26 protein-coding genes and 1 tRNA gene are annotated in these 26906 nt (G+C 69.1%); 10 read left to right on the top strand and 17 right to left on the bottom strand.

The genetic code is table 11. The features are described 5' to 3' along the window. Positions 1 to 11: 11 nt before the first annotated feature. The 9 genes from ACQY76_RS11555 to ACQY76_RS11515 form a co-directional block, all read right to left on the bottom strand. Positions 12 to 1169: an MFS transporter gene (locus tag ACQY76_RS11555; protein ID WP_428028885.1), complete on the bottom strand. Its 1158-nt coding sequence runs from the start codon at positions 1167 to 1169 to the stop codon at positions 12 to 14. Further along, positions 1166 to 2500 carry an HdeD family acid-resistance protein gene (locus ACQY76_RS11550; protein WP_428028884.1) on the bottom strand — a complete coding sequence of 445 codons (1335 nt, stop codon included), beginning with the start codon at positions 2498 to 2500 and terminating at the stop codon, positions 1166 to 1168. The genes ACQY76_RS11555 and ACQY76_RS11550 overlap by 4 nt, the downstream gene beginning before the upstream one ends. 211 nt (positions 2501 to 2711) lie before the next feature. Then, entirely contained in the window at positions 2712 to 3386 is a 675-nt protein-coding gene (locus ACQY76_RS11545; RefSeq protein ID WP_428032993.1) for a flavin reductase family protein, read from the bottom strand. A 2-nt stretch (positions 3387 to 3388) separates the two neighbouring features. Next, the gene (locus tag ACQY76_RS11540) at positions 3389 to 4168 is read right to left on the bottom strand and encodes a GntR family transcriptional regulator (RefSeq protein ID WP_428028883.1); all 780 of its coding nucleotides are present in this window, start codon (positions 4166 to 4168) and stop codon (positions 3389 to 3391) included. Positions 4169 to 4198: 30 nt separating this feature from the next. Then, the gene (locus ACQY76_RS11535) at positions 4199 to 4708 is read right to left on the bottom strand and encodes a nucleoside deaminase (protein WP_428028882.1); all 510 of its coding nucleotides are present in this window, start codon (positions 4706 to 4708) and stop codon (positions 4199 to 4201) included. A 22-nt stretch (positions 4709 to 4730) separates the two neighbouring features. Next, a complete protein-coding gene (locus ACQY76_RS11530; RefSeq protein ID WP_428028881.1) occupies positions 4731 to 5810 on the bottom strand; it encodes an ABC transporter ATP-binding protein in 1080 nt (359 codons plus the stop codon). A gap of 14 nt (positions 5811 to 5824) precedes the next feature. After that, a complete protein-coding gene (locus ACQY76_RS11525; RefSeq protein WP_428028880.1) occupies positions 5825 to 6637 on the bottom strand; it encodes an ABC transporter permease in 813 nt (270 codons plus the stop codon). After that, positions 6634 to 7560 (bottom strand): ABC transporter permease, encoded by a 927-nt coding sequence (locus ACQY76_RS11520; RefSeq protein ID WP_428028879.1) that lies wholly within the window; start codon positions 7558 to 7560, stop codon positions 6634 to 6636. The genes ACQY76_RS11525 and ACQY76_RS11520 overlap by 4 nt, the downstream gene beginning before the upstream one ends. A 26-nt stretch (positions 7561 to 7586) precedes the next feature. Continuing rightward, a complete protein-coding gene (locus ACQY76_RS11515; protein ID WP_428028878.1) occupies positions 7587 to 8717 on the bottom strand; it encodes an ABC transporter substrate-binding protein in 1131 nt (376 codons plus the stop codon). A gap of 343 nt (positions 8718 to 9060) precedes the next feature. Between ACQY76_RS11515 and ACQY76_RS11510 the strand changes: the two genes are divergently transcribed. The 9 genes from ACQY76_RS11510 to ACQY76_RS11470 all read left to right on the top strand — a co-directional run bounded on the left by ACQY76_RS11510 (position 9061) and on the right by ACQY76_RS11470 (position 16883). Then, positions 9061 to 9696 carry a response regulator gene (locus ACQY76_RS11510; protein ID WP_428028877.1) on the top strand — a complete coding sequence of 212 codons (636 nt, stop codon included), beginning with the start codon at positions 9061 to 9063 and terminating at the stop codon, positions 9694 to 9696. After that, a complete protein-coding gene (locus ACQY76_RS11505) occupies positions 9696 to 11018 on the top strand; it encodes a histidine kinase (RefSeq protein WP_428028876.1) in 1323 nt (440 codons plus the stop codon). Before ACQY76_RS11510 ends, ACQY76_RS11505 begins: the two co-directional genes overlap by 1 nt. Before the next feature lie 103 nt (positions 11019 to 11121). Continuing rightward, the gene (locus tag ACQY76_RS11500) at positions 11122 to 12072 is read left to right on the top strand and encodes an AAA family ATPase (RefSeq protein ID WP_428028875.1); all 951 of its coding nucleotides are present in this window, start codon (positions 11122 to 11124) and stop codon (positions 12070 to 12072) included. Next, complete coding sequence (locus tag ACQY76_RS11495; RefSeq protein WP_428028874.1) at positions 12066 to 12905, top strand: DUF58 domain-containing protein; 840 nt, start codon at positions 12066 to 12068, stop codon at positions 12903 to 12905. The genes ACQY76_RS11500 and ACQY76_RS11495 overlap by 7 nt, the downstream gene beginning before the upstream one ends. Next, entirely contained in the window at positions 12892 to 13233 is a 342-nt protein-coding gene (locus ACQY76_RS11490) for a hypothetical protein (RefSeq protein ID WP_428028873.1), read from the top strand. Before ACQY76_RS11495 ends, ACQY76_RS11490 begins: the two co-directional genes overlap by 14 nt. Further along, positions 13230 to 14171 (top strand): VWA domain-containing protein, encoded by a 942-nt coding sequence (locus ACQY76_RS11485; RefSeq protein ID WP_428028872.1) that lies wholly within the window; start codon positions 13230 to 13232, stop codon positions 14169 to 14171. The genes ACQY76_RS11490 and ACQY76_RS11485 overlap by 4 nt, the downstream gene beginning before the upstream one ends. Further along, on the top strand, positions 14168 to 15052 hold the full coding sequence (locus ACQY76_RS11480; protein ID WP_428028871.1) for a vWA domain-containing protein: 885 nt from the start codon (positions 14168 to 14170) through the stop codon (positions 15050 to 15052). The genes ACQY76_RS11485 and ACQY76_RS11480 overlap by 4 nt, the downstream gene beginning before the upstream one ends. Continuing rightward, on the top strand, positions 15049 to 15678 hold the full coding sequence (locus tag ACQY76_RS11475) for a hypothetical protein (protein WP_428028870.1): 630 nt from the start codon (positions 15049 to 15051) through the stop codon (positions 15676 to 15678). Before ACQY76_RS11480 ends, ACQY76_RS11475 begins: the two co-directional genes overlap by 4 nt. Then, on the top strand, positions 15672 to 16883 hold the full coding sequence (locus ACQY76_RS11470; RefSeq protein ID WP_428028869.1) for a hypothetical protein: 1212 nt from the start codon (positions 15672 to 15674) through the stop codon (positions 16881 to 16883). Before ACQY76_RS11475 ends, ACQY76_RS11470 begins: the two co-directional genes overlap by 7 nt. Positions 16884 to 16947: 64 nt before the next feature. Here ACQY76_RS11470 and ACQY76_RS11465 read toward each other — a convergent pair whose 3' ends face one another. The 5 genes from ACQY76_RS11465 to ACQY76_RS11445 are packed head-to-tail and all read right to left on the bottom strand — an operon-like array spanning position 16948 to position 21871. Continuing rightward, on the bottom strand, positions 16948 to 18171 hold the full coding sequence (locus ACQY76_RS11465) for an acyl-CoA dehydrogenase family protein (protein ID WP_428028868.1): 1224 nt from the start codon (positions 18169 to 18171) through the stop codon (positions 16948 to 16950). Positions 18172 to 18178: 7 nt separating this feature from the next. Further along, on the bottom strand, positions 18179 to 19174 hold the full coding sequence (locus ACQY76_RS11460) for an NrtA/SsuA/CpmA family ABC transporter substrate-binding protein (RefSeq protein WP_428028867.1): 996 nt from the start codon (positions 19172 to 19174) through the stop codon (positions 18179 to 18181). Positions 19175 to 19191: 17 nt separating this feature from the next. Next, the gene (locus ACQY76_RS11455; RefSeq protein ID WP_428028866.1) at positions 19192 to 19920 is read right to left on the bottom strand and encodes an ABC transporter ATP-binding protein; all 729 of its coding nucleotides are present in this window, start codon (positions 19918 to 19920) and stop codon (positions 19192 to 19194) included. After that, on the bottom strand, positions 19917 to 20759 hold the full coding sequence (locus ACQY76_RS11450; RefSeq protein ID WP_428028865.1) for an ABC transporter permease subunit: 843 nt from the start codon (positions 20757 to 20759) through the stop codon (positions 19917 to 19919). The genes ACQY76_RS11455 and ACQY76_RS11450 overlap by 4 nt, the downstream gene beginning before the upstream one ends. A gap of 32 nt (positions 20760 to 20791) precedes the next feature. Next, positions 20792 to 21871, bottom strand: a complete 1080-nt coding sequence (locus tag ACQY76_RS11445; protein ID WP_428028864.1) for an LLM class flavin-dependent oxidoreductase — start codon at positions 21869 to 21871, stop codon at positions 20792 to 20794. Between the two features lie 182 nt (positions 21872 to 22053). On the opposite strand from ACQY76_RS11445, the gene ACQY76_RS11440 reads away from it, so the two are divergent. Further along, the gene (locus ACQY76_RS11440; protein ID WP_428028863.1) at positions 22054 to 23376 is read left to right on the top strand and encodes an LLM class flavin-dependent oxidoreductase; all 1323 of its coding nucleotides are present in this window, start codon (positions 22054 to 22056) and stop codon (positions 23374 to 23376) included. A 152-nt stretch (positions 23377 to 23528) separates the two neighbouring features. Here ACQY76_RS11440 and ACQY76_RS11435 read toward each other — a convergent pair. From ACQY76_RS11435 to ACQY76_RS11425, 3 genes are all read right to left on the bottom strand, one after another. Continuing rightward, a tRNA-Arg gene (locus ACQY76_RS11435) sits at positions 23529 to 23605 on the bottom strand. A gap of 267 nt (positions 23606 to 23872) precedes the next feature. Beyond that, positions 23873 to 25222 carry a glycosyl hydrolase gene (locus tag ACQY76_RS11430; RefSeq protein ID WP_428028862.1) on the bottom strand — a complete coding sequence of 450 codons (1350 nt, stop codon included), beginning with the start codon at positions 25220 to 25222 and terminating at the stop codon, positions 23873 to 23875. A 41-nt stretch (positions 25223 to 25263) separates the two neighbouring features. Then, positions 25264 to 26853: a sensor histidine kinase gene (locus tag ACQY76_RS11425; RefSeq protein WP_428028861.1), complete on the bottom strand. Its 1590-nt coding sequence runs from the start codon at positions 26851 to 26853 to the stop codon at positions 25264 to 25266. Between the last annotated feature and the right edge of the window lie 53 nt (positions 26854 to 26906).

Here is a 26906-nt window from a genome sequence, read left to right as displayed (position 1 = left end):
CCGCGTTTCGTTCAGCCGCCGCTACGGCGGTTCAGCGTCACGAACAGCGCGAATGCGCCGCAGACCGCCGCGGTGAAGAAGGCGAGGCCGTGCAGGGTGAGGTCCATGGAGAGACCCGCCAGCAGCGGCCCGAGCAGCGCGCCGAGGCCCCACATCAGCCCCATGGCGGCGTAGATGCCGATCAGCTCGGCTCCCTTGAAGCGGCTGCCGACCAGCGTGAGCATCATGGTGTAGATGCCGACAAAGGCCCCGCCCCAGACGAACAGCAGCGCATAGGTGGCCACCTCGTTCTGCAAGGCGAGCGGCCAGACCAGCGCGCCCAGCGCCGACGCCACGGCCAGCCAGATCACCAGCTTGACCCGGTCCACCTTGTCGCCGAGCCAGCCGATCGGCAGTTGCAGGAGGATGGCGCCGATCATCATGCAGGACATCAGCCGGGTGGCACCGCTCTCCTCCCAGCCGAGATTGACGGCATAGATGGCGAGGAAGGACAGGCCGGCGGTCTCGATGGCCGCGTTCAGCACCACCGCCGAAATCGCGACCGGCGCGAGCCGGATGAAGCGGAGTGGGCTTCCGCTGGCCGGCTCGTCGAACACCGGTGCCTGGACCCTAGGCGAGGCGACCAGCCCGGCGGCGAGCAGGGCGATGGCGGCGCCGACGAGATAGGGCGTGGCGCCGCTGGAGCCGACCATGGACAGGATCAGCGGCCCGAGGGCGAAGCCCACCGAAAGCGCGGCGGTATAGGCGGCCATGGCCCGGGCGCGCGTGGCCTCCGTGCTCAGGCTGTTGGTCCAGGCCTCCGACAGCACGAACAGGATCTCCGACATCATGCCGAGCACGAGACGGAGCGGAAACCAGAGCCAGATGAGAGGAATGGCCGGAAAGGCGCTCAACACCAGAGCGGCCCCCACCAGCGCGATGATGACCAGCCGGCGTATGCCGAAATAGGCGACGATGCGCGGCAGCAGCATGGCGGTGACCAGTACGCCTACCGCGTGCATGGCCGCATTGGCGCCGATCATGGTCTCGCTCAGCCCGCGCGCGGTGAGGTCGAGCGCGATCAGCGCCGCACTCAGGCTGTAGGTCAGGCCGAACATCATCGCCGTGGCGATCACGGCGGCGCGCGAGAACAGGCTGGCAGGCTGCCCGGTGGAAAGGGACGAATTCATACCGGGTGCGCCGCGTTGACGTCTGCCGGCCCCAGCCGGCTCCGCTTCAGGAAACCACGCAGGCGCTGCCCCCACGGCACTTCGCCCTTTTCCACGATCCGCGCCATGGTGCGGGCATAGTCGAGCACCAGCCCCGGGGTCCAGGTCGCCGAATTTGCGCGGCTGCGGATCATCGCAGCCACCCAGATGTCAGGATTGGTCAGCAGAACAAGCAGGCGCAGCCACGGGAAGCGGGTGGCCATCGCCCCTTCGAGGGCGGCATCGAGCGCCTGCGCCACCACGACGGAACAGTTGCGGTTGGTGAGGTTGTAGGTGTTGTCCTGCTTGTAGCCCGCCCACAGCGCACGCAGGCGACGCGGGTTGAAGTTGCGGAACTCGACATTCGCGTCCGCCGGACACCACCACTCGGATTCGTACTGGTAGGAGGGCTGGAAGCGCCCCTCGACATCGTTCTCGCCGGCGGCCCGCAGCGAGCCGATGAAGTCCTCGCTGGAGCGCTCCACCTCCATGGCGGGGTAGTGGCTGATATAGAGGTCCGGCGGCATCTCCAGCGCGGCATGGCCGGTGGAGATCACGCCATGGCCGTCCAGTGCCGCGATATAGCGATCGACCACGAGACGCCGCTCGGCGGCATAGGCGGAGCCCACGGGCGTCCAGACATGCACGATCATGGGATGCTCCGAGGTCGCGCTCTCGCCCGTCTCGACCAGGACCGGGGCGTTGTCGTACCAGCCGCGCCCGCCGAAGAGCGGCAGCGACAGGATCGCGGCCTCGCTCTCCAGCGTGCGGAACATCAGCCCGATGCGGAACAGCAGCCAGCCCGATAGCGCCAGCAGCATGCTGATGCAGAAGGGAATGTTGCGATTATGCGGAATCGGCCATTGGGTGAGGATAAGGCCGGCGATGGCGAGTTCGATCGCCCCGATCGCTATCATCGTCCGCCAGCCTGCGAAACGGACAACGAGCGCTGTGGCGATGCGGCACAGCCCGTCGAGGATGAAGGCGAGGCCGAACAGGCCGGCGAGCGCCCATTCCGTCGAGACCGGCGGCTGGATGATCAGAATTCCGACCAGCAACAGGGCGGCGGCCTTGAGAAACAGCAGGTAGCGGATGGCGCCGCCGGTTCTCCCCAGAAACACCAGCAACGCCAGCAGCCCGTTGATGACGAAGATCAGGCCAAGCGCCTCCTGCGTGGCAACCGTCACGCCGTCCGAGGCATCGATTGCCAGCAGGACCGCCAAAGTGACGAACACACCGCCGAGCACGGCGATGACATACCATCGCGCGCGGAACGATTCCGCGCCGATCAGAAGGAAGGCGAGTTTGAGCATTTATGAAGGGTGCTAACCAAGCAATACCGGGACGCCAAACTGCCATTTCGCCAGCGCCAAGGGAAGTGCTGTGTGGCCACAGGGGGATGGCTTCTGCCGCCGAGGTCATGGCGTCTCGCCTTGCCTCGCCTCGTCGAAGGGGGTGAGAGGAAGCCGTTCCGTCCGGCGCGCCTTCCATCTCTGCCACGGCCCTGCCCGTTTCCTGCCGGCGCTACTCGCCGCCTGCCGGCTGCCGCGGTGGACGGCTCCAGTCGGCGAAGCTCGGCGTCGGCATGTCGAAGCGGTCGCGGATCGTGCTGCAGGTGCTGCCCCCCAGCCGCGCCACCGCATCCAGCCGGGCCGGGTCGATGCGCAGGCGCTCCGTGTCGACCACATCGGCGTGGTAATGCGCATAGACGATCTCGCCGAGGATGATCTGGCGCGATTTGCCGAGTTCGAGCGTGAGGTAGCGCTTGCACTCGAACGCGGCCGGCGCCTCGCGGATCCACGGGGACGCCACCTTCACGCCGGGCACGGCGGTGAAGCCGGCCGCCGCCAGCTCGTCCGCGCCGGGCGGGAAATCGGCCGCGCACAGATGCATGCCTTCGGCGATGGCGTGGGAGACGATGTTCACGGTGAACACCTCCGTCAGGCGTACATTCAGCGCCGTGTCCTTGAACGACATGTCGGCGTGGTTCTCGACGCCCAGCGCGACGATGGGAGGATCCGCCGAGAGGCAGTTGAAGAAGCTGAACGGCGCCGCATTGACCCTGCCCTGCGGATCGACGGTGGTTACCAGCGCGATGGGACGCGGCACGATGGTGCCGATCATCAGCTTGTAGCGTTCGCGCTCGCTCAGGCTCTTGAAATCGAAGGCGATGGAATCGGTTTCGGGCTCGCGCTGCATGCTCATTCGAGCCCCCTGATGCGCGCCGCATAGGGTGCCAGCACGTCGCGTATGTCGCGCTCGGTCTTTTCCTGCAGCAGGGCGCGGCTCGCCACCGCCGCGACATGGTGGTCCATGAGTTCGACGGCGCGCGCCGCATTGCCGGCGATCAGCGCCTCGACAATCTCGACATGCTCGCTGACGCCGCAATCGGAGGAATGCGGGCGGCCATACATGGCGAGGATGAGCGAGCAGCGCGACACTACCTCGGTCACGTAGCGCACCAGCACATGATTGCCGGTGAGGCGGGCGAGCAGCAGGTGGAACTCGCCGGCAAGGCGGATGGATTCGACCTCGTTCTGCCCCGCCACCGCGCGCTCGCGGGCGACATGGTCGTTCAGCACCGCGACTTCAGCCGGCTTGAGCTTGCCGGCGAGACATTCGGTGACGATGCGCTCCAGACCCCGGCGGACGACGAACACGTCGCGTCCCTCATCCAGGCTCGGATTGGCGACGAAGGCGCCGCGATTGGGTTTCAGTTCGACAAGTCCTTCCACGGCGAGCCGGCCGAGCGCCTCGCGCGCTATGGTCCGGCTGGTTCCGAAGGCGTCGCCGATGGCGTCCTCCGGGAGCTTGGCCCCCGGCTGGAGCCGCTGTTCGATAATGGCCTGCCGAAGCGCGTCCTGAACGGCTTCGGTACGCGAGACGGCGGCGTTCTCTCCCGCCGCTGGCGGACCTTTTCCCTTCGCGGTGGGGTCGTTGACGGAGCGCGAGGCTCCCTTTTTGACACGCGTCATGCTCATGCGAATTCTCGAAGGTTCGTATGCAATGGTTCAGTCGGCCGAGGCACTGGCAACCTTGCGCGCTTTCACCCAGCTGTCGAGGATCGCCACGGCTTCCTCGTCCATCGCCTGCTGCGAGGGCATCGCCCGTTCCTCGATGGGGGCGCCGGCCACCCTGCGCAGGGCGTCGACATCAATCGGGTGCCGCTCCTCGCGGGTCAGCGTGGCGAAGGCGGTGCCGGCCTGCCCCATCGAGGCCGCGTAATACAGCTCGGAGATGCCGGCCACCTCCATTGTCGCCACGCACATCGCGCAGGGCTCGCAGGAGGTGTAGAGCTCGCACCCCGTCAGGTCGACGCATTCGAGCCGGCGGCAGGCGTCGCGGATGGCCTCGACCTCGCCATGCGAGGTCGGGTCGAAATGGGCGAGCGAGTGGTTGAGCCCCTCGCCGACGATCTCGCCATCCTTGACGATGACGCAGCCGAACGGCTCGGTGCCAGGCGTGTCGAGCGCCTGACGCGAGATCGCGATGGCGCGGCGCATGAAGTTTTCACGGTACATGATGGTCTCCTCCTGAAGTGTTTTAGGCCGCCTGCGGCAGCAGCCAGGCATGGCGCGCGTCCCAGCTCAGCCGCACCTTACGGCCCGGCACCAGGTCCAGCGCCTCGATCTCGTGCTGCTGTTTCTGCACGCGGAATTCCGCCCCGCCCTCGATCTCGACGAAGACGGTCTGCGTCGAGCCGACGAATTCGAGCCCGATCACCGTTCCGGCCAGCCCCGTGCCATCGGCTTCCGAACCGAGCGAGATGCGGTCGGCGGCGATGACGAAATCGCCGCACGCGCCTTCCGGCCGCGGGGCCGCCGCCGGCACGCGGAAATCACCAAGCGCGCCGGCAATGTCGAGCAGCCCGTCGCGGGCGCCCCGTACCTCGCCGCGCACCATGTTGTTCATGCCCATGAAGTCGGCAACGAAGGCATTGGCGGGCGCGCGGTACACATCCTGCGGTCGGCCGACCTGCTGGATCTGCCCCTCGCTCATGATGACGATGCGGTCGGCCAGCGCGAAGGCTTCCGACTGGGCGTGCGTAACATAGACGAAGGTGATGCCGAGCTCGCGGTGCAGGCGCGACAATTCGGTCTGCATGCGCACGCGCAGATGGCCGTCGAGGGCGGAGAGCGGCTCATCCAGCAGCAGCACGGAAGGCTCGGTCACCAGCGCCCGGGCAATCGCCACGCGCTGGCGCTGGCCGCCCGAGAGCTGGGCGATGCTGCGCTCCGCCATGCTGGCAAGGCCCAGCTTGTCCAGCCATTCCAGCGCGCGCTTGCGCCGCTCGGCCGACCCGACCTTCTGCATGCGCAGCGGAAAGGCGACATTCTCGGCGACGGTGAGGAAGGGAAACAGCGCAAGGCTCTGCCAGACCATCGGCGTGTTGCGCTGGAACGCCGGCACGCCGCGCATGCTGTCGCCGCCGATGCGGATGTCGCCCCCCGTCGGCTCGTCCAGCCCGGCGATCAGCCGCAGCGTGGTCGACTTGCCGCAGCCCGAGGGCCCCATGATGGCGATGAACTCCCCCGCCGCGATGCCGAGATCGATGGACTTCACCGCATGGTGGTCGGAATAGCGCTTGTCGAGCTTGTCGAGCGCGATGAACGGCGTCGGCATGTCACTCTCCTCGGTCATGAATGGGGACGACGGCCGGCGCGTACGCCGGTGAAATGCTGGGCGAGAAGCACCAGCGCCACGCTGATGACCAGCACCACCGTGCCGATGGCGTTGATCTTCGGGTTCACCTGCCCCTGCAGCAGGTTGAGGATGCGCACCGGCAGCGTCTCGTGCACGCCGCCGACGAACCAGGCGATCAGGAACTCGTCGAACGACACCGCCGCCGACAGGAAGAAGGACGCGATCAGCGCCGGTTTGCAGAACGGGATCACCACATGCACCAGCGCCGCCACCGGCGAGGCGCCGAGATTCCCGGCCGCCGGTTCGAGATCCCGGCTGAGGTCGTTGAGCCGGAGCCGGATGATCGCCATGGCGAAGGAAGTGGCGATGGCGACATGGCAGGCCATCACCGTCTCCAGCCGCCCGAACAGGCCGATGCGCGACAGGAAGGCCAGCATCGCCATGCCGAGGATGGTGGCCGGCACGGCGGGCGGCACCGCCACCAGCAGCACGAAGGGCAGCTTGAGACGGAAGCGGTAGCGGAAGTCGATATAGGCCGCCGCGAAGCCCAGCAGGGTGGCGATGACGGCCGTGCCGAGCCCGACCAGCAGGCTGTTGACGAACGCCTCGCGGATCATTGAATCTTCAAGGATCGCGCGGTGCCATTCCAGGCTGAACCCGCCCCAGGGAACGGTGGGGAAGCGGTTGGCGTCGAAGGAGAACACGACGATGACCAGCATCGGCGTGGCGATGAACGCGAACAGCAGACCGAGAAAGCTGTACTGGGCGAGACGCGACAGGCGTGTGGCGAGGCGGCGGTTCATCATGCGGCCTCCCTGCGCGCGGTGCGGCCGCGCGACAGCCATTGGCCGACGCCGAGCACCAGCGCCAGCATCACCAGCATGGACACCCCGATGACCGAGGCGCGCGGCCATTGCGAGCCGGACTTCACCGTGTCGACGATGAGGATGGAGAGCGTCGGCGGCTTGGAGCCGGTCATGAAAAGCGGGCTGATATAGTCGCCGAAGGCGAGCAGGAAGCTCGTCGTGGCGGTGAGCGCGAGCGCTGGCCGCAGCGAGGGGATGATCACATGCGCGATCACCCGCGCGCGCCGGCAGCCGAGATTTTCCGCCGCTTCGATCAGCGTGCGGTCGATGCCGGACATGGCGAAGACCAGGATCAGCACCGCGATCGGAAGGGTCAGCGTCAGCAGGCCGACCTGCAGCGAGAAGGCGCCGCCGAGCAGCGGCAGCGGCCCGAGCCCGATAGCTCCCAGCAGCGCGTTGATCACCCCCTCCGGGCTGAGCACGATCTGCCAGGCATAGATGCGCAGCATGTAGCTGGAGAACACCGGCACCACCAGAAAGGCGACGGCGAGATCGCGCATCCGCGTGTTGAGGCGGAAGGCGATGGTGTAGGCGGCCGGAAAGGCGAGAACGAGCGCCAGCACCGTCGTCGTGCCGGCCACCGCGAAGGTGTGGACCAGCGCCCGCTGGAAGGTGGTGGAGAACAGGATGCGCGTCCAGTTGTCCAGCACAAAGGCCGGCTCCAGCCGGAACGACTTCACCTGCCAGAAGGTGACGACGACAAGAAAGGCCAGCGGCGCCGCGAAGAATACCGCCTGCCAGAGCACCACCGGAAGGCCGAGCGCGGCCGGCAGGACGGCGGGGGAGCCGCTCATCCGGGCACGCGGCAGCCGGAACCAGCGCCGGAGGGCGCTGGCACGCATCGTCATGGAGGCGGCCATCATGGCGGTGCTCCCTTTCCCGCGTTGGATCAGAGGCTCTTGAACTCGCTCCAGGCGTCGTTCCAGTCGGAAATCTCCTGCTGCGCCGGCAGCTGGCGGAACTGGATCCTCTTTGCCTTGTACTCGTCCATGACGTTCGGGCCGGTCAGCGTCATCCGCAGGATTTCGGCTTCCCTCGGCATGGTCTGGTTGAGCAGCTTCCAGCCGGCGATGGAGGGGATCGACTTCTTGTTGTCGACCTTGGTCGCCATCTTCACCTGGCCTTCCGGCGAGGTGGTGTACTGGATGAACTTGCGGGCGAGGTCCTGCTTGGGCGTGCCCTTCACGATGGACAGCGATTCCGTCCATTGCAGGCCGCCCTCCTCGGGAATGATGGTGTCGACCGGCACGCCGTTCATGCGCAGGCCCAGCGTGATCCATTCGCCGATGCCGGGCACCAGCTGGGCGCGGCCATTGGTGAGCGACGAGAAGATATCGGCGATGGTGTAGAAGCCCGAGGCCTGCGGCTTCAGCGAGAACATCTTCTCCTTCACGGCGTCGAAATGCGCGGCGTCGATGTCGAAGGGCGGGCGGTTGCCGTTGGAGAGGCTGATCGTGCCCATGGAGGGCAGATACCAGTCGAAGAAGCCGACCTTGCCCTTCGCCTTCTCGCTCCACAGCGCGGCATAGGAGGACACCTCCTTCGGGGTGAACTCCTTGGTGTTGTAGGACAGGCCGAGATAGCCGAAATCGGTCATCACGCCATAGAGCTTGCCGTCGAACCAGTGCAGCGGGAATTTCTGGAATTCCGGCCAATAATCCTGCAGCGGATAATCCGCCGGGTTCAGCTCCTCGATGAAGTCGGCCTCGTGCAGCAGGTGCATATATTCGGCATCGGCCAGCACGACATCGAAGGAGCCGGGGGGCGACTGGTTGATCACCGCCAGCATCTGGTCGCCGCCGACATATTCCTTGATGCGGATCTTGACGCCGTTTTCCTTCTCGAACTGCTCGACCAGATAGGGGTCGGCATTGCCCGGCCACGAGAGATAATTGAGCACCTTCGGATCGTCGGCATGCGCCGCCGACCAGCGTGAGGTGGCGGCGAGCGCGCCGGCGGCGACGCCAGCCTTCAGGAAGGAACGACGACTGATGTCGCCGGTGAAAAGTGAACTGCGCATCGAATCTGTCCCTGCTTCTGGATTATATCGCATGCATCGAGTGCATACGATATTGAAAGCAAGTCGTGTGCCAGCTGCCCTGCTCGCCGGCGCGCTAGCCGGATCAATGCGTTAGCGTTCCACGCCTCCCGACGGGCCGGCCGATGGTTGCCCGGATTTCGTTCCGCATGATCATTTCGCATGCACTTATTGCATGCACTTAACGGAGCGAAGTTTGCTCGGCGCGGCGTGCGCTGCCTGTAGCGTGTCTTCACCCGCCTCGCCCCGACCCGCCCGCGCGCGCTTTTAGAAGCGACCGGCATCCGCCATTTGTGCCGGGGCCCGGCCGCGCTATCCTCCGGCCATGGACCTGATCCGCATCCTCCTGGTCGACGATCACCCCATCGTGCGCGAGGGCTACCGGCGCCTGCTCGGACGCCAGCCCGGCTTTTGCGTCGTGGCCGAAGCAGGCGATGGCGAGGCGGCGCTGGCGGCCTTCGCGGAACACCGGCCGGACATCGTGCTGATGGACCTGTCGATGCCGGGCGGCGGCGGCTTTGCGGCGGTCGAGGCGCTGCTGGCGCGCGATCCACAGGCACGCATCATCGTCGTGTCGATGCATCAGGGCGCGATCTTCGCGCGCAAGGCTATGGCGGCGGGCGCACGGGGATTCGTGTCGAAGAGCAGCCCTCCGGACGAGCTTGCCCGGGCCATAGTGACGGTGATGGGCGGGCGGCGCGCGCTGTCTACCGACATGGCGCAGGAATTCGCCCGGACCTCGTTCGAGGAAGATGACTTCGCCAGCCTGACACCGCGCGAGAACGATATTCTGCTGCTGCTGGCACGCGGCATGAACGGGCGCTCCATCGCCCACAGCCTCGGCCTGTCGTCCAAGACGGTGCAGAACAACCTGTCGCAAATCCGGGCCAAGCTCGGCGCCTCGGGTGATGCCGATCTGGTGCTCAAGGCGCAGCGCGCCGGCCTGGTCGACGCGATGTGATGCGCAGGCTGCTTCCCCAGCTGGTGTTGCGGGTACTGGCGGCCGGCCTGTTGACCGTCGTGCTCGCGGCGGGGTGGGTGCTGTGGGACACGGCGAACGCCGCGCGGCGCGACGCTCAGACCACCGCCGCCCTCGTCTCCGACGCCATCGCCGCCCGTCCGAGCTTCGAGGGGCTGGCCTTTGGCGGCGTGGCGCCGACGCCGGTTTTCCGCGACTGGCAGCAATTCCCCGCCTGGAGCCTCATCGCGCCGGGAATCTGCGTCGAGCTCGGCCCCCGCGACCAACCGATCCAGCGGCGCTGCGGCCCCTATGTCGCCGCCGCCACCCCGCCGGAATGGTTCGTCTGGCTGGCGGAGCATCTCGGGCTCGTGCCCGAACCGGTCGCGGTGCCGGTGCGCACGCGCTATGTCTCCGACGCCTATGTGACCGCCATCGCCGATCCCGGCGTCATCGTCACCCGCGCCTGGGCCCGCACCGGCGATCTGATGCGGGTCGCCGTGGGGATGGCGATCGGCGGCGCGCTGCTCACCGGGCTTCTCATGATCCGCCTGCTCGCGCCGTTCCGTCTGCTGCTGCACGGCATCGAGCGGCTGCAGCGCGGCGACTTCGCCGCTCGCCTGCCCCGTCTGCGGGTGGCGGAGTTCGACCGGCTGAGCACGGCGGTGAACGACACGGCGGCGGCGTTGCAGGAGGCTCAGGCCATGCGGACCGAACTGACCCGCCGCCTCTTCACCATGCAGGAAAGCGAGCGCCGGGCGCTGGCGCGCGAACTCCATGACGAATTCGGCCAATGCCTCACGGCGACCCGCGCCATGGCGGCGGCGATCGCCCAGTCGGGCGAGACCACCGCGCAGGACGGCGCCCGCATCGCCGAAATCACCGGCCAGATGATGGACAGCCTGCGGGCCGAGCTTTCCCGGCTGCGCCCGCCGGACCTCGACGATCTCGGGCTGCGCCCGGCTTTGGAGCGCCTCGTCGCCGATTGGCGCACGCGGGTGCCGGGGGTGCGCTTCGGGCTGGAACTCACCGGCGCCTTCGACACTGTGCCGGACGAGCTGGCGCTCAGCCTCTACCGCATCGCGCAGGAATGCGTGACCAATGCGATCCGGCATGGCGCGCCCACGCAGGTCGCCCTGCGCATCGAGGTCGGCGACGACATCACGCTGACCGCGAGCGATGACGGCTCGCCCCGCCATGCCGGCGCGATCGGCGACGGCTACGGCCTGCTCGGCATCCGCGAGCGGGCGGACGCGCTGGGCGGCAGCTTCGAGCTGGCGCCGTTCGAAGGCGGCATGCGCGCCCTGGCCCGCTTGCCGGTCTGACCGGGCAATCCTCCCGGGTCGGCCGGGAAGGCCTCTCTGGCGGCTGCCGCTGCCCGCCCACATCCTTGGAAAGGCCGGGGAATCGGGCAAGGGAAGTCGCCGCATGAACGACATGAGCCATCCGATCGCGCGGCTCGGCGCCGAGGTTGCCGCCGGGCTGGTCGGCCATGAGGAGATGGTCGAGCGGCTGCTGATCGCCCTTCTCGCCGGCGGCCATGTGCTGATCGAGGGGCCGCCCGGCATCGCAAAGACCCGTGCGGTCAAGCGGCTCGCGGCCCATCTTCCCGGCAGCCATGCGCGCATCCAGTGCACGCCCGACCTGCTGCCCTCCGACCTCACCGGCACGCAGGTGTTCCGCCCCGAGAGCGGCGGCTTCGACTTTCTGCCGGGCCCGCTGTTCCATGCCCTGGTGCTGGTCGACGAGATCAACCGGGCGCCGCCCAAGGTGCAGTCGGCGCTGCTGGAAGCGATGGCCGAGGGCCAGGTGACGACCGCCGGCGTCAGCCGGCCGCTGCCCAATCCCTTCATGGTGGTGGCGACGCAGAATCCCATCGAACATGAGGGCACGTTCCCGCTCCCCGAGGCGCAGATGGACCGGTTCCTGCTGCATCTCTCCCTCGGCCTGCCGCTGGCCGAGCAGGAGCGCGCCATCCTCGACCTCGTCTCCGCCGAGCGCCTCGCGCCGCCGGCTCTAAGTGCGACCCCGCTGGTCGCCGATACCCTGCACGCGGCAAAGGCGGAGGCGGCGCAGGTGCATCTGGCACCGGCGCTGAAGGATTTCATCGTCCGGCTGGTCATGGCGTCGCGGCCGGGCGGCGCGGTCGCGCAATGGGTCGAGCATCCGATCTCGCCGCGCGGCACGCTGGCGCTGGCCTCCGCCGCGCAGGCGCGGGCCTGGCTGAAGAGCCGCGATTATGTGCTGCCGGAGGATGTCACCGCCCTCGCTCCCGATGCGCTCGCCCACCGGCTGATACCGAGCTGGTCGGCCATCGGCGAGGGACGAAGCGGGCGGAGCCTCGTTACCGACATATTGCGCCTGGTCGAGCCATGGTGAACACCGCCCTCGACGTCCCGGGCATCCGGCTGCAGGCGGGCGAGCTGCTCGCGCTGCGCGGCGACGCCCCGCGAGCCGGCCGCGCGCCTCCCGCCTCCCGCCGGCCCGGCGCGGTGCCGGCGAAGCCGGCAGGCGCGGGCATGGATCTGCGGGAGATCCGCGCCTTCGCTGAAGGCGACGATACCCGCCGCATCGATCCCGCCGCCACCGCCCGCACCGGCACGCCGCACATCCGCAGCTTCCACGAGGACCGCGACGAGACGCTGCTGCTGATCGCGGATTTCCGCCCGCCCATGCTGTGGGGCACGGGCGCGACGCTGCGCTCGGTCCGCGCGGCGCGGCGTCTTGCGTTGCTGGGGTGGCGGGCGGTCGCGCAGGGCACGTCGCTTGCGGCGATCGGCGTCGGCGCCGGCGGCGTCACGGCGATTCCGTTTGGCGGCGGCGTGCGGCAGATGATCCGCGTCAGCCACATGCTCGCCAGCCGACACGACCACGCCCTTGAAAGCGGCGGCGGCGCGCTTCCTCTCGTCGAGGCGCTCATCCGTGCCGCGCGGCTGGCCCCGCCGGGCGCCGACGTGATGATCGCGACGGGCACGGATGGCATCGCCCGGGAGGATGAGCCGGCGCTCGCCCGGCTCGCCCGGCGGCGGCGCGTGCGGGTCCTGCTGGCGCTCGACCCGAGCGAGACCACGCCCCCGTCGTCGCCGCTGCCCATCCATGCCGGCGCGCTCACCCGCTTCGCCCGGCTGCGCCCCTTTGACCGCGCGGCGCTGTCGCAGCGGCTGAGGGCGCTGAATGTCGGCCTTGAGGTGCTGGGCGATGACGCAGGCTGAGCTGATCGCCGCCCTGCCGGAGGGCCGCCTGCCCCCCGCCCTGATGGAGCTCCACGTCGCCGACATGATGTCGCTGTTCGGAATCGGGCTGCTGCTGGCCGCGCTCCTGTCGGTGCTGGCAATCCCGTTCCTGGGACGCCGGCCGTCACGGCGGGCGCTGATCCGTGCCACGCGCGCCTTGCCGCCGCAGGAGCGGGTGCTGGCGATCGGACGCATCCTCGGGCATCTGCCGGGCGAATTGCGGGCCACGGCCTATGGCGGCGCGCCGCCGCTCGCACCGGAGGCGATCGAGCGCATTGCCCTGACCGCGAGGCGCGCGCGCCGATGACACTCGCCTTTCCGCTTGCCCTGCTTTTGCTGCCGCTGCCGCTGATGATCCGCTTTCTTCTGCCGGTGAACGCGGCGGGCGACGCCTCGCTGCGCGTCGGCGCCAGCGCCTTCGCCGCCGCGCGTGCGGCGAGCGGACAAGGAGATCGGGCGGGAATGGCGCTGCGGGTCGCCGCCTGGATCGCACTGGTGCTGGCGCTCGCCGGCCCGCAGGTCGCGGCGACAAAGGAGGCCGTGACCGCCTCGGGCCGCGAGATCCTTCTGGCGCTCGACCTGTCCGGCAGCATGCTCAAGGAAGACTTCGTTCTCGACGGCCGGCAATTGTCGCGGCTGGATGCGGTCAAGCGCGTTGCCGCGCGCTTCGTCGCGGCGCGGCGCGGCGACCGGATCGGCCTGGTGATCTTCGGCGACCGCGCCTATGTGGCGCAGCCGCCGACCTTCGACGTTGACTCCGTGGCGCACGCGATCGACATCGCCCAGATCGGCATCTCCGGCCGTTCCACCGCCATATCCGACGGGCTGGGTCTGGCCACGCGGCGGATCCTGCGCAGCGACGCCACCAACAAGGTCGTCGTCCTGCTGTCCGACGGGGTGGATACGTCGGGCAAGGTCCAGGCGAACGACGTGGCGCGGCTCGCGGCCAGCCATGGCGTGCGGGTGCACACCATCGCGCTCGGCCCGGACGATCTCGATAGCCAGCCGGCGGCGCGCGATGCCGTGGATGCCACGGCGCTGCGGGAGATTGCCGAGGTCGGCGGCGGCACGAGCTTCCGCGTACGCGGCATGGAAGACCTCGAGGCCATGGCGGCGACCCTCGACCAGATCGAGCCCAACCCGATGCGGCGACCGCCGCTGCGCTACTGGCGCCCGCTGTGGATGTGGCCCGGCGGCGCCGCGCTGGCGCTGGTGCTGATGCTCGCGGCGTGGAAGCGGACATGACCGAGCTCGTCCTGCTGCGCCCGTGGTGGCTCGCCGCCTTGCCGTTCCTGCTTGCCCTCGCGCTGTGGCAGTGGCGGCGCGGGCCCGCCGCCGGCGGCTGGGAGCGGGTGATGCCGCCGGCCATGTTCGCGGCGATGCGGGCACTGGGTCATCTGCAGGCAAGCGCCCACAGCCGTGGCCGTGCCGCGCTGGCCGCCGCCGCTCTTCTGTGCCTTGGCCTCTGCGGCCCGGCGGTGCCGCGCGCCGACGCGCCGCTGCTCGCGGGGAGCGGGGCGATCCTTATCGCCCTCGACATGTCGCCCTCCGTCGCGGAAAGCCCGGCCCTTGCCGATGCCCAGGCGGCGGCGGCGGCGGTTCTCGCTGCCGCCGAAGGGCGGCCGGTGGGGCTGCTGCTCTATGCGGGCGAGGCCTATGAGGTCGCGGCGCCCACGTCCGACCCGGCGACGCTGGAGAGCCAGATCGCGGTGCTCGCGCGCGACATCATGCCGGGCAATGGCAGCCGCCCCGCCAGCGCACTGGCACTCGCGCGACGGATGCTGCAGGCGAGCCCGGATGCCGATCTCGTGCTGATCTCCGACGGCGGCGGCGTCGACGACGCCACGCGCGCAGAAGCCGGGCGCCTCGCCGGCGACGGCGTCCGCCTTTCCGTCCTGGCCCTGGCCGGCGCGGCGGGCGGCACCAGCGACAGCGCCGCGCTCGGCACCCTCGGAAGCGTCGCGGCTCCCGCCCGCGCACCCGAGCCGGTGCTGCGGCGCCTGTCGCGCGGGGGCGCGCTGAACCCGGATCCGGCGCTGGCGAACCTGACCTTCCGCGATCTCGGCCCGCTGCTGGCCGCGCTGGCCGGCATCCCGCTGCTCGGCCTGTTCCGGAGGCGCGCGTGAATCGCCCGGCACTCATCCGAATCGCGCTCATCGCGGCCGCTGGGCTCGCCTGCGTCCTCCTCGCCGGCCCGGCCGCGCTGGGACGCCTCGGCTTCTGGACCGGCGCGCCGGGCGCGGCGAGGCTGCTTGACGATGCGGGCGCGCGCGGCCTCGCGCTTTACCGGAACGGCGATTACGCCGCCGCCGACGCCGCCTTCGCCGACGCGGGCCGCAGCCAGACCTTCAACCGCGCCCTCACGCTCGCCGCGACCGGCCAGCATGCCTTGGCCGTCGCTTATTTCGATGCCGCGCTCTTTGCCAATCCGTCGGATGAAGAGGCGCGCCGGCTGCGTGACCTCGTCGATGCCATGGTTCCCAAGACCGTGGGAGACGCCGTCGCGCCCGGACGGCTGGCCGGCCATGGGGGCCTGGGGCAAGCGCCGGAGACGGGCGGCCCGACAATGGCCGGCACGCCCGATCCCGCCTGGAAGAAGCCGATCGAGGCGCGCGGCTTCCTCGCCTCGGATGCGTGGCTCGACACGCTGGCGGACGATCCCGGCGAGTTCCTGCGCCTGCGCCTGCGCAAGGAATATGAGCGCCGGGCCGGGCTCGGCCTTCTCCGGCCGGAGGAGGGTGAGAGATGGTGAAGTGCATGGTCCTGCTGCTGCTCCTCCTCGCCGGGGGCGCGCATGCCGACAGCCTGCGCCTCATCGTGCCGGAACAGAGCCACCCGGTCGCCGGCGAGATGATCCCGGTGACGCTGCGGGGCGAATATACCAGCACCATCGCCCTGGAGACGTTGAGCTTCCCCAGCTCGGACGAATATGACTGGATGCAGCTTGCCCGCGACCAGTGGCGGGACGAGGAGATTGGCGGGCGCACCATCCGGGTGTTCGAGCGCCGCCTCGCCGTCTTCCCCCGTCGCGCCGGGGCGCTGACCCTTGGGCCCGTCACCCATCATCTCACTGTGGTCGGGGAAAGGAACCTGCGCACGCTGCTCGACGTGACGGCGCCGCCGCTGGCCCTTGCCGTGGCGCCGTACCCGGCGGAGGGAACCCCGCTTTCCGCCCGCAGCCTCGCCGTCGAGGATGTGTTGTCGGCCGCGCCGGGGGCGCTGCGCGACGGTGAAACTCTGGTGCGCCGCGTCACGCTGAAGGTGGAGGGCGCCCTGCCGCACATGCTGCCGCCGCGTCCCGTCCTGCGCGCGCCCTGGCTGATCAGCTTCGCCGCCCCCGAGGAGCGCACCGTGCAGCCTATGCCGGACGGGCCGGTGACGACGGTGACCTGGGAATGGCACCTACGCCCCACGACCGGGGAGCCGGGCGTGCTGCCCCCCGTCGCCATCGCGTGGTTCGACACGGTGACCCGGCAGATGCGCACGGTGGAAATCCCGGCGCTTCCCTTCGGCTATGCCAGCTTCCGTGACAATCGCAGCGGCAGCGGACGGCTTCCGGCGGCGCAGGCGGCGGCCGGCTTGCTCGCCCTCGTCGCCGGCGGGCTGACGGGGCTCGGCCTGTGCATCGCCGGGCTGACGCCGCGCCGGAGGTCGGACATCTTGCGCCATCTGCGGCGGCTGTCGCCGGTCGACCCGACGCGTCGCCGGCTGAAGCTCCTGGCCCGATCCGCGGACCTTTTCGCGATCCGCCGCGCGGCGCAGGCCTATTTGCGCCGCCGCCGAGAACTGGGCCTGCCGGTGAGCGGCGACGAAACCGCCGGGCTCGACGCCATCCTCTATGGTACGGGCGTCGAGGCAGGGGAGTTCCAGCGGGAAGCGGCGTTCCGCGCACTTTTCACGCACCCGTCGGACACTTCGAGAAATGGGCAGGGGGAAAGCCGGGTCTCGCCCGGATAGCGCGGTCAGCCGCCCGGTTGTCGCTGCGGCGCGAAGGGATCACCGAGAACGCCGGGGCGTGGCATCAGAAGAACCCCTTGGCCGGCAGCCTTGTCCCGTTCGCCTCGAAAGCGCCGATGGCGGCGGCCTTGGTCACGCCGGGATTGTGCGTGGCGAGCGTACGGGCGTTGCGCCAGTGGCGATCGAGGTTCTTGGCGCGGCTGGCGGCGCTGGCGCCGGCGAGATCGAAGATGCGCCCCGCGCTGCGAATGGCCAGTTCGTCCACGATGAGCTTGGCCCTCGCGGCGGCAAGGGCGGCGTCGTGCGCGAGGTCCGCGTCGTCGCGTCCGCTGTCGCGCGCGGTGCCGACGGCATCGAGCGCCTCGGCCGCGGCAAGCACGGCCGCCTCCGCCGCGAAGGCATCGGTGGACAGTTCGCCGAGCACCTGCTGCAGAAGCGGATCGTCCGCCGGTCGCTCGGCCGTGGCGTAATAGAAGGTGCGCGTCCGCCCCAGCAGAAGGCGCCTTGCATCGTTCACCACGGCGCGGGCGATACCGGCGACGATGGCCGTCACATAGAGCTGCGCCAGCGTGTTGGAATAGGCGTGGCCATAGCCTACGCCGTCGGCGTCGAAGACGACCTCCGCGCTCTCGGCGCGCACGTTGCGGAAATGGCCCGTCCCGGAGGCGGTGAGCCGCTGGCCGACGCCGTCCCAATCGTCGACGATCTCGATTCCCTCACGCGCCACCGGGATGATGACCGAGGCGAGCCGCTCGTCCGGCGTCGCTGCGCGCACCAGCACATAGTCGGCATAGAGCGTGCCGGTGGTGTAATATTTGGTGCCCTCCAATCGGAAGCCGTCTCCCTCCGGGGCGATCGTGGTCAAGGGCAGGACACCACCGGCCGACTTGGCCCCCAGTTCGATATTGCCGAGGCCGAAAATGGCGCCGCCCGCGACGGCGTCCTGCCAGACGAGGCCCTGCCCCTTCCGCGCGCGGCGCACATAGAGCTCGTTCACCGTGAAATGGTTGCGAAAGATGTGCGCCACATTGGAGTCGGCCGCGCCGAGCCGGATGACGATCTTCAGCAATTGCCGGAATGTGAGCCCGGACTGGTCCGGGCGCGGCAGGCGCAGCGCGCCATAGCCCGCCTCGCGCAGCAGCGCGACCTCGGCGAAGGGAAGGATCCGGTCGCGCTCGCGCGCACTGGCCCCCGCCTCGATCCGGTCGAACAGCGGCTGAAGCCGCGCCAGTTCGGTCTCCCCGTCGGAGGGAGGGCGAAGGGAGAGCGCATCGATCGGCTTGTTCATCGCGCCCTCACACCACCGCCACATAGTCGGTGACCTTCACCTGTTCCGGCAGCACCTTGCGCGCACTCAGCCAGTCGGCGGCGGTCTGGAATTTGGTGAGGAAGCCTTCGTCGGTGACGGAATAGGGCGTGTATTTGCGGTTGAGCGCGATGAAGTGGTCGCGCACGGCTTCCGGGTATTTGAGGCCCTTGAAGGCGATGGTCTCCGCTTCGACATTGTTGGCGTTTGCCCACTCGGCCTCCGCGACGATGGCGGCGTTGAAGGCGCGGACGAGGTCGGGGTTCTCCTGCGCGAATTTGCGGCGGGTCAGATAGGTGTTGAAGTCGATCTGGAACGGCAGGTCGCGCTCCTCGATGAACACGTCCTGCGCGTCATATTCGACGCGGGCGATGTCGACGCCGGGGCTCCACATCGACCAGGCATCGACCTTGCCGGCCGCTAGCGCCGGGGCGGCATCGGGCGGGTTGAGATAGACGAAATTGACCTTGGAACGGTCGATATTGTGCTTTTCCAACGCGGCGACGACGAGAAACTCGCCGAGACCGGAACGGTTCACCGCCACCGACTTGCCGATGAGGTCCTCCACCTTGGAGATGCCCGAGCTCTTCTTGGCGATGATCGCTGTCGTGCGCGGCTCGTAGATGAAGAACTGGGTGAAGACGAGCGGCGAGCCGGCGAGGATCGCCGCCAGCGCCGGCGTGGTGCTGCCGCCGAAGGCGTAGTCCGCCGTCCCGCCGGTCACCGCCTGCATGGTGGGGGCGTGGTTGGGGAAAGGCCCGACCCATTCCACCTTGATGCCCTGGTCGGCCAGCCGCTTCTCCAGCGCCCCATGCTCCTTGGCGAGGTAGCTCAGGCCGAAATAGCCCCAGGTGAGGCGCAGCGTATCGGTGGTGCGCCCGCTCGCAGCAAGTGACGGCCCGGCATGGAGACCCGCTGCAGCGACGCCGGCAAGCGACGCCGCCAGAAAGCTGCGTCGCGAGGGGGCGATGATGGAACTCGACATGGAAACGTCCTTTACGATCAATGAGATGATGGGATGCCGCCGGCAACGACGACGCCAAGCTCGCGCAGCAGCTCGGCGCGCGCGGCGGCGATCTCCCGGTCGGGAGTGAGCCTGTGCTCGGCGGCGATCACGCCCCGGCGCATCACGAGGATGCGGTCGCCGAGGCGGAGCGCCTCGTCGACATCGTGGGTGACCAGCAGCACGCCGGGCTGGTGACGGGCGACGAGATCCTTCACGAGGCCGTGCATGCGCAGGCGGGTGAGCGCGTCGAGCGCGGCGAAGGGCTCGTCGAGCAGGAGCAGCTTCGGCTCCTGGACCAGCGCGCGGGCCAGCGCCACGCGCTGCGCCTGCCCGCCGGAGAGGTTGCGCGGCCAGTCGTCCAGCCGGTCGCCCAGTCCCACCTCGCCCAGCGCCGCTGCGGCGCGTGCACGGACATCGGCCGCGTGCAGGCCAAGCGTCACATTGCGCCACAGCGTCTCCCAGGGCAGCAGCCGGTGCTCCTGGAACACCACTGCCGGGCGACCCGGCACCTCGATGGTGCCGCCCTGGACCGGGTCGAGACCTGCCAAGGCGCGCAGCAGCGTGGTCTTGCCGCAGCCGCTCTCGCCGAGCAGCACGACGAACTCACCCTGCCCGATCACCAGGTTGAGGCGGTCGATGACGGTGCGCGCGCCATAGGCGCGGCGCAGATTGGACACCACCACGGCGTTCTTCTGGAACACCGAGGCGCGCGGCTGCACGGTCATCGCCCGGCTCCATAGTTCGGATGCCACTGCAGCAGGCGGCGTTCCAGCAGCCGGGCGAGACTGTCGGCGATGACGCCGATCAACGCGTAGATGATGACGGTCAGCACGATGACATCGGTGCGCAGGAACTCGCGCGCATCGAGCGCGAGGAAGCCGAGGCCGGCCTGCGCGCCGATGGTCTCCGCCACCACAAGGGCAAGCCAGGCGGTCGCGAGCGAGAAGCGCACGCCGGTAAGGATGGAGGGCAGCGCGCCCGGCAGGATGATGCGCGCGATCAGCTCCCAATTGCTCAGCCCCTGCACGCGGCCAAGCTCGACCAGCTTCGGGTCGACCTGCCTTATGCCAAGCGTGGTGTTGACGTAGATCGGAAAGGCCACACCCAGCGCGACGAGGAAGATCTTCTGTCCCTCGCCCACGCCGAGCCAGACGATGACCAGCGGCAGCACAGCGAGGAAGGGAATCGCCCGTACCATCTGCACGCTGCGGTCGATGACGGCCTCGGCGAGGCGGGAGAAACCGACCAGCGTGCCGAGCACGAACCCGATGCCGCCGCCGATCGCGAAGCCGATGGCCGCCCGCAGCAGGCTGACTGAAAGGTCGTGCAGCAGCGTGCCCGAGACGGTGAGCTTGTAGGCGGTCGCGGCTACCTTGCTCGGCGCCGGCAGGAGGTGCGGCTCGATCCACCCAAAGCGCGCCAGCGCTTCCCAGGTGATCAGCAGCAACACGGGCACGAGCCAGGACAGGGCGACGAGACTGTTCTGCCCCAGCCGAAGGCCCGGCGACGGCGCGGACGAATAGGTCCGGCCGTCGGCGGCGACGAACTGCGTGGTGACGCTCATGCCGTGCTCTCTCTCGTCGGGTGGCGGAAGGTTCAGGCGTCGGAAAGGGCGAAAGCCGGCGCGACCACGCCGGCGGCGCGCACGCGGGGGATGACCTCCGCCGCGAAGCGCCGAAGCTCGACGCGCAACGGTTGGAACTGCAGCATGAACAGCTCGATCCCGGCACGGTGAAAGGCGAGGATGCGCTCGCTCACCTGGTCGTAGGAGCCGACCAGCCCGGCGGCGGTGCCGCCATTGGTGCCCACGCGCACCGACTTTGCCATGGTCTGGAACATCACCGTCTTCGGGTCGGCATGCTTGCGCTGGAGCGCGTGGACATCCGCGTCCTGCTTGGCGAGGTCGATAAGCCGCTCATAGGCTTCGCCCGCCTCGGTCTCGGTCTCGCGCGCGATCACGAAAGCCGAGAGGCCGAAGCGCAGCGGCGCCCCCCGGCGGGGGCGGCGTCGCAGGTCGGCGATCAGCGCGGCGACGTCGGCGAGCGGCTGGCCGTTGATGAACCAGACATCGCTGTGGTCGGCGGCCAGTGCCCGTGCAGGCTCGGATTCGCCGCCGATATAGATCGAAGGGCGTGCCCGATGCAGGTCGCGCGGCGTCAGCTTGTAATCGGTGATGGAGAAGTGCGTGCCCTTGTGGGTGACGCTGTCCCCTGCCATCAGCCGGGAGACGATGGATATCCATTCCCGGCCATACTCGTAGCGCGCATCGTGCTCGCCGAAAGCGATGCCCGCCTTCTCGAATTCGGCGCTGTTCCAGGCATTGATGAGGTTGATTCCGAACCGGCCGCCGCTGATGTTTTCGATCTGCAGCGCCATCTTTGCGAGGAAGACGGGATGGAAGATGAAGGGCTTGATGGCGGCGATGATCTCGATCCGGCGGGTCAGCGCTGCCAATGCCGCCGCTGCCGTCCAGGTTTCCAGCTGGTCATTGTCCGGCAGATGCGGATTAACGGTGTGCTGGGCGATCAGGGTCGAATGAAAACCGAGCTGCTCGGCCTCCACGATTACGGCCTTGTTGTGCTCCCAGGACGCATCGAACGGCTCTTCCGGGTCGTTCAGGGCCGCGCGCGGCCCGTGGACCGGCGCCCAGACGCCAAACCTGATACCAGAAGACATAGCCTGCCTGCCTCGCCAACCCGATGACTAATAATCTACAGACTATATATATTTCTAGAGACAGGGTGTCAAACGCGTGATGCCGCGCGGGTGCGCCCCACTGACCACCGACGTTCCTGTCGCGACCGGCGAGCGGTTCGACGCGGACGCCCCTCCGCTCTTTACACATGGGAAACGTGCCGATGGCCTCCCGGCAGCTTCATCTCGGGGCGTTCATGCGCCCGACCAGCCTGCACACCGGCGCCTGGCGCTATCCCGGCGCCTTCCCGGATTCCAATTTCAACCTCGCCCATCTCACCGCTTTCGCGCAGCGGCTGGAGGCGGCGAAGTTCGATGCCTTCTTCATGGCCGACCATCTCGCCGTGCTGAACATGCCGGTGGAAGCGCTGAAGCGCAGCCACACCGTCACCTCGTTCGAGCCGTTCACCCTGCTGTCCACCCTTGCCGCGGTGACGGAGCGGATCGGGCTTATCGCCACCGCCTCCACCACTTTCGAGGCGCCCTATCATGTCGCCCGACGCTTCGCCTCGCTGGACCATCTCAGCGGCGGGCGCGCCGGCTGGAACATCGTCACCACCTCCAATCCCGACGCGGCGCTGAATTTCGGCCTCGACGAACACATGGAGCATGACGAGCGCTATGTGCGCGCCCGCGAGTTTTACGACGTCGTCACCGGCTTGTGGGACAGCTTCGCCGACGACGCCTTCACGCGTGATGTCGAGACAGGGATCTATGTCGAACCCGAACGCATGCATGTGCTGAATCACACCGGAAAATACTTCTCGGTGCGTGGACCGCTCAACATCGCCCGTCCTTTGCAGGGCTGGCCGGTGGTGGTGCAGGCCGGGGCATCGGAGGCCGGCCGCCAGCTCGCGGCGGAGACCGCCGAAGTCATCTTCGCCGCCTCGCCGGACCTCGCCTCGGGTCGGGCGTTCTACGCCTATATCAAGGGCCGGCTCGACCGGATCGGCCGCCCGCGCGCGCATCTGAAAATCCTGCCGGGCGCCTTCGTGGTGGTGGACGATACGGTGGAGGAGGCGCAGGCCAAGCGCGCGCGGCTCGACAGCCTCGTGCACTCCGACAGCGCCATCGCTGCCCTCTCCATCGCCCTCGGCCACGACGCCTCGCGCTTCGACCCGGACGGGCCGCTGCCGGACATACCGGAGACCAATGACAGCCGCAGCGCCCGCGAGCGCGCCATCGAACTTGCCCGGCAGGAAGGCCTCACCGTCCGCCAGCTCGCCCAGCGCCTCGGCGGCTATTCCGGCCTCGCCTTCATCGGCACGCCCGCCTCCATCGCCGACGAGATGCAGGAATGGCTGGAAAGCGAGGGCAGCGACGGGTTCAACATCATGTTCCCGTTCCTGCCGGCCGGGCTGGACGATGTCGTCGACAGGCTGGTTCCGGAACTGCAGCGGCGCGGCATCTTCCGGCGCGACTATGCCGGCACCACGCTGCGCGACCATCTCGGCCTGCCGCGCCCGGAAAACCGGTTCTTTCGCTGACGGCGCCCAGGCCCGAAAAAGGGGGGCTCACCGTACCGCCGGCGGCACTGGCGACGCAGTTATTGGCAACACGGTGGCGACGAAGACGACGTCAGGACAGCGCGAAACCTCCACGCTCCCGCATCAATTTCTTGATCTCGCTAGCAGAAAAATGGCGCGCCCGAAGAGATTCGAACTCCTGACCCCCAGATTCGTAGTCTGGTGCTCTATCCAGCTGAGCTACGGGCGCCCGGCTTCCTGCCGGCTAGCGGAGGAAGCCTGTCGCGAGTGGCGTTGCCACTTGCGAGGGCCCGTCTGCTACCCCGTTTGTGCGCGCATTGCAAGACGTGGCGGCGGCAAAGAGAGCTTTCCACAGGCGACTGTGCAAAACAGCGCGGGCGGGACGTGCGCCGAACCGGCGCTGCCCCGCCTCCGGCGACCTGCCCGGCCGGCCATCCCCGGCCGGTGTGCGCAGACGTCGCCCGACTGAGCGGCGCATGTCGACAGAGCGCGGGCGTCAACGCACCTCGAACGGCATGTTGGCGGTGGCGCCCGCCCCCTGCCCATCCCGCACCTCGACGAAGAGGCGGTAGCGGCCGGGCTTGAGGCCGGAGACCCGTGCGCCGGTGGGGCCGCTCTGGCGTACCGCGTCGGGGAAAAGCGGCGGCACCTCCTCGGCGTCGCCGCCAATGCCGCGCGCGGTGCTCTCCCCCATAACGAACCAGCGCACCTCCATCAGGTCGCCGTCCGGCTCCACCGCATCGAGCGTGAACGAGCCCTCGTCGTCCGCCGGCCAGGCGGCGAAGGGGGCGCTGGGGTCGATAGCGACGCGCAGCGAGGCGATGCGGGGCGCCTGGTTGCCGCCGGGCGCCTGCCCGCCCCAGGCTTGCGCCATCGCTTCCGCCGCCTCCAGCCACACGCCGTCGGGAAGCAGCAGGCTGTGCCAGGTCGGCGTCACCTCCTGCTTCTGGCCCCAGAGGAACAGGATGGCGCCCGCCTTCTCGTCTTCCAGCACCTTGAGGTAGCGGCGCAGCTGGATCGCCTTCTGGGTCGAGCTGGGCTCGAAGGGGGCGCCCCACGGCGCGTGGGCGGCCTGCCACTGGCCGAGCGCACCCAGTTCGGTGACGATGATCGGCCCGTCCCAGCCCTGCTTGCGTGCCCGCTCGACCACCGAATACAGCGCATCGCCATAGGAGTTGAGGCCCAGCACGGCAATGCTCGGCGCCGCCTTGCGCAGCTTCTCCACCTTGTCGGTGCCGGTCTCGGCCAGTACCGCGAGCGGCGGGTGCGCGGGATCGACGCGGGCGACCATGGAGGCCACCTCCTCGATCACCGGCCAGACGGCCGAATCATCAGTGATCTCGACCTCGACCTCATTGCCGATGCCCCACATGAGCAAAGCGGGATGGTCGCGATATTTCGTCACCACCGCTTCGAGCTCGGCGAGCTGGCGGGCGCGGAAGCCGGCATCGGTATAGTCCGCGCCCTGCCGGGGCTGTCCCACCCATAGGCCGGCGATCACCTTGAGGCCGAGCTTGCCGGCCTCGTCGAGCAGTTTGCCGGGGTCCTCGCCATAGCTGCGCACCGTCGTGGCGCCGAGCCCGGGCAGCACCGCCAGCGGCCCGTCGCCGGCGACGCCGCGCACCGCGAAGGGCTGGCCATCCACCGCGATGTCGCGGCCGGAAATCGTGACGGTGGCCGGCTTCGCCTGCGTCGCGCCGGGAATCACCGGCAGGGCGGGCTGGGCCGGCGCCTGGGCATGGGCCGGCGTTTGGGCGGCGAGCGTCGCCAGAAGCGGCACGGACGCCGCGAGGCCGGAAAGAAGGCATCGGCGGCTGACGCCGCGCCGCTCGGTGTCACTGTGCATGCAGCATTGTCCTGTCGTGTTGCGCAGGCCCGAGGGCCTGCTCAGCCATGCGAGCGCAGCGCGCGATGCGCCTCGAGATCCACCGGGCGGTCCGGCAGGCGAAGCTGGAAGGTGGCGCCGATTGTGCCCGGCACCAGCTGCAGGTCCCCGCCATGCGCCTGCACCAGCTCGGCGGCGATGGCGAGGCCGAGGCCGGTCCCTCCCCGGCTCACCGATCCCTGGAACGCCTCGAACAGATGCGCCCGCGCCCGCTCGGGCACGCCGGGGCCGGTATCGGCGACCTCGATGACGACGATGGCGCCCTCGCGGCGGCCGGTGATGCGGATCTGGTCGCGGGCGACATCGTTAGGCGCGCGGGCGCCCAGCGCCTCCACGGCGTTGCGGCAGAGATTGAGCAGCACGCGGAAGAGCTGGTCGGGATCGGCATCGACCGTCAGCTCGCGGTCGATCGATTCGACGAAACCGATGCCGGTACCGTCCTCGCCCACCGTAAGGCCGAGCGTGTCGCGCACCTCCGCCACCAGCGGGGCGAGCACCACCATGCGGCGCTCGGGCGGCGGCTCCTGCGCCTTGCCATAGGCCAGCGTGTGCTCGCAATAGGCGATGGCGCGGTCCAGCGCCGCCTCCAGCTTGGGGGCGAATCGCTGCACCGCCGGGTCGCGTATGTCGGCGAGGCGGTCGGAGATAAGCTGCACCGAGGCGAGAAGATTGCGCAGGTCGTGATTGATCTTGGACACGGCGAGGCCCAGCGCGGCCAGATGGCTCTTCTGCTGCAGGGTCTCGGCGATCTGCCGCTGCATGCTGGTGAGTTCGCGCTCGGCCTGGCCGATCTCGTCCATGCGCTGGCCCGGCTCGTCCTCCATCAGGGGAAGAGCGGGATTGATGCGGAAGGCGATCATGCGCTGGGTCAGACGGCGCATCGGCCGCACGAACATCCAGGCGAGGCCGAGATAGACCAGCGCACCGGTGAGCGCGGCGATGACCAGCGACACCAGCAGCACATTGCCGGTGAAGCGCAGCATCGCCTTGCGCAGCGGCGTCTCGCTGATGACGATCTCGACAAAGCCGTCCCCGCGCGGCGGCGTGCCCACGGCGCGGATGATCCGCCCGTCGGGCGAGAGCAGCGTGTCGAACGCCTCGCGCACCGCCTGCACCGGCCCGACATCGCGCACGTCGGCGTGGTGGTCCACCTCGGGCGGCATGTCGGAGGAGGCGAGCAGGCGCCGCGTATTGTCGCGCTTCAGCGCCACGGTGATGGCGCCGACGCTGCGCAGCAGTTCCTGGGTGAGCTGCGGCGAGATCATGCCGTCGGGCGCGGCGTCGAGCACCAGCGCCGCCGTACGGGCGGAGGCGAGCCGGTCGGACAGCCAGTTGAGCCGGAACGCCGCGACGGCCGGCACCAGAATCAGCACCTCCGCCAGCAGCACGAAGGCAAGGGTAAACGCCAGCAGCTTGCCGGACAGGCCAAGATGAAACCGCCGCCCGGGAAAGGTGGTGGCCGAATCGGCGGTGAAATCCGCACCGGCAAGCGAAGCCAGCAAAGGCCCGGCCGCCAGACGCGCGCCGCCCTCCCCCGCCCGGGCGGGGGAGACGGCGACCACATCGGTCCCGGATTCCGAACGCTTCTCCATCCCGACCCGCTTCCGCCCGATCCGCCCTCGCCCCTTTTTGGGGTCGTGCGACC

The sequence above is a fragment of the Ancylobacter sp. genome, assembly GCF_965279025.1.
GTDB lineage: Bacteria > Pseudomonadota > Alphaproteobacteria > Rhizobiales > Xanthobacteraceae > Ancylobacter.
The sequence above is the reverse complement of the archived record's forward strand: the minus strand, read 5'-3'. Positions and strand labels throughout refer to the sequence as shown.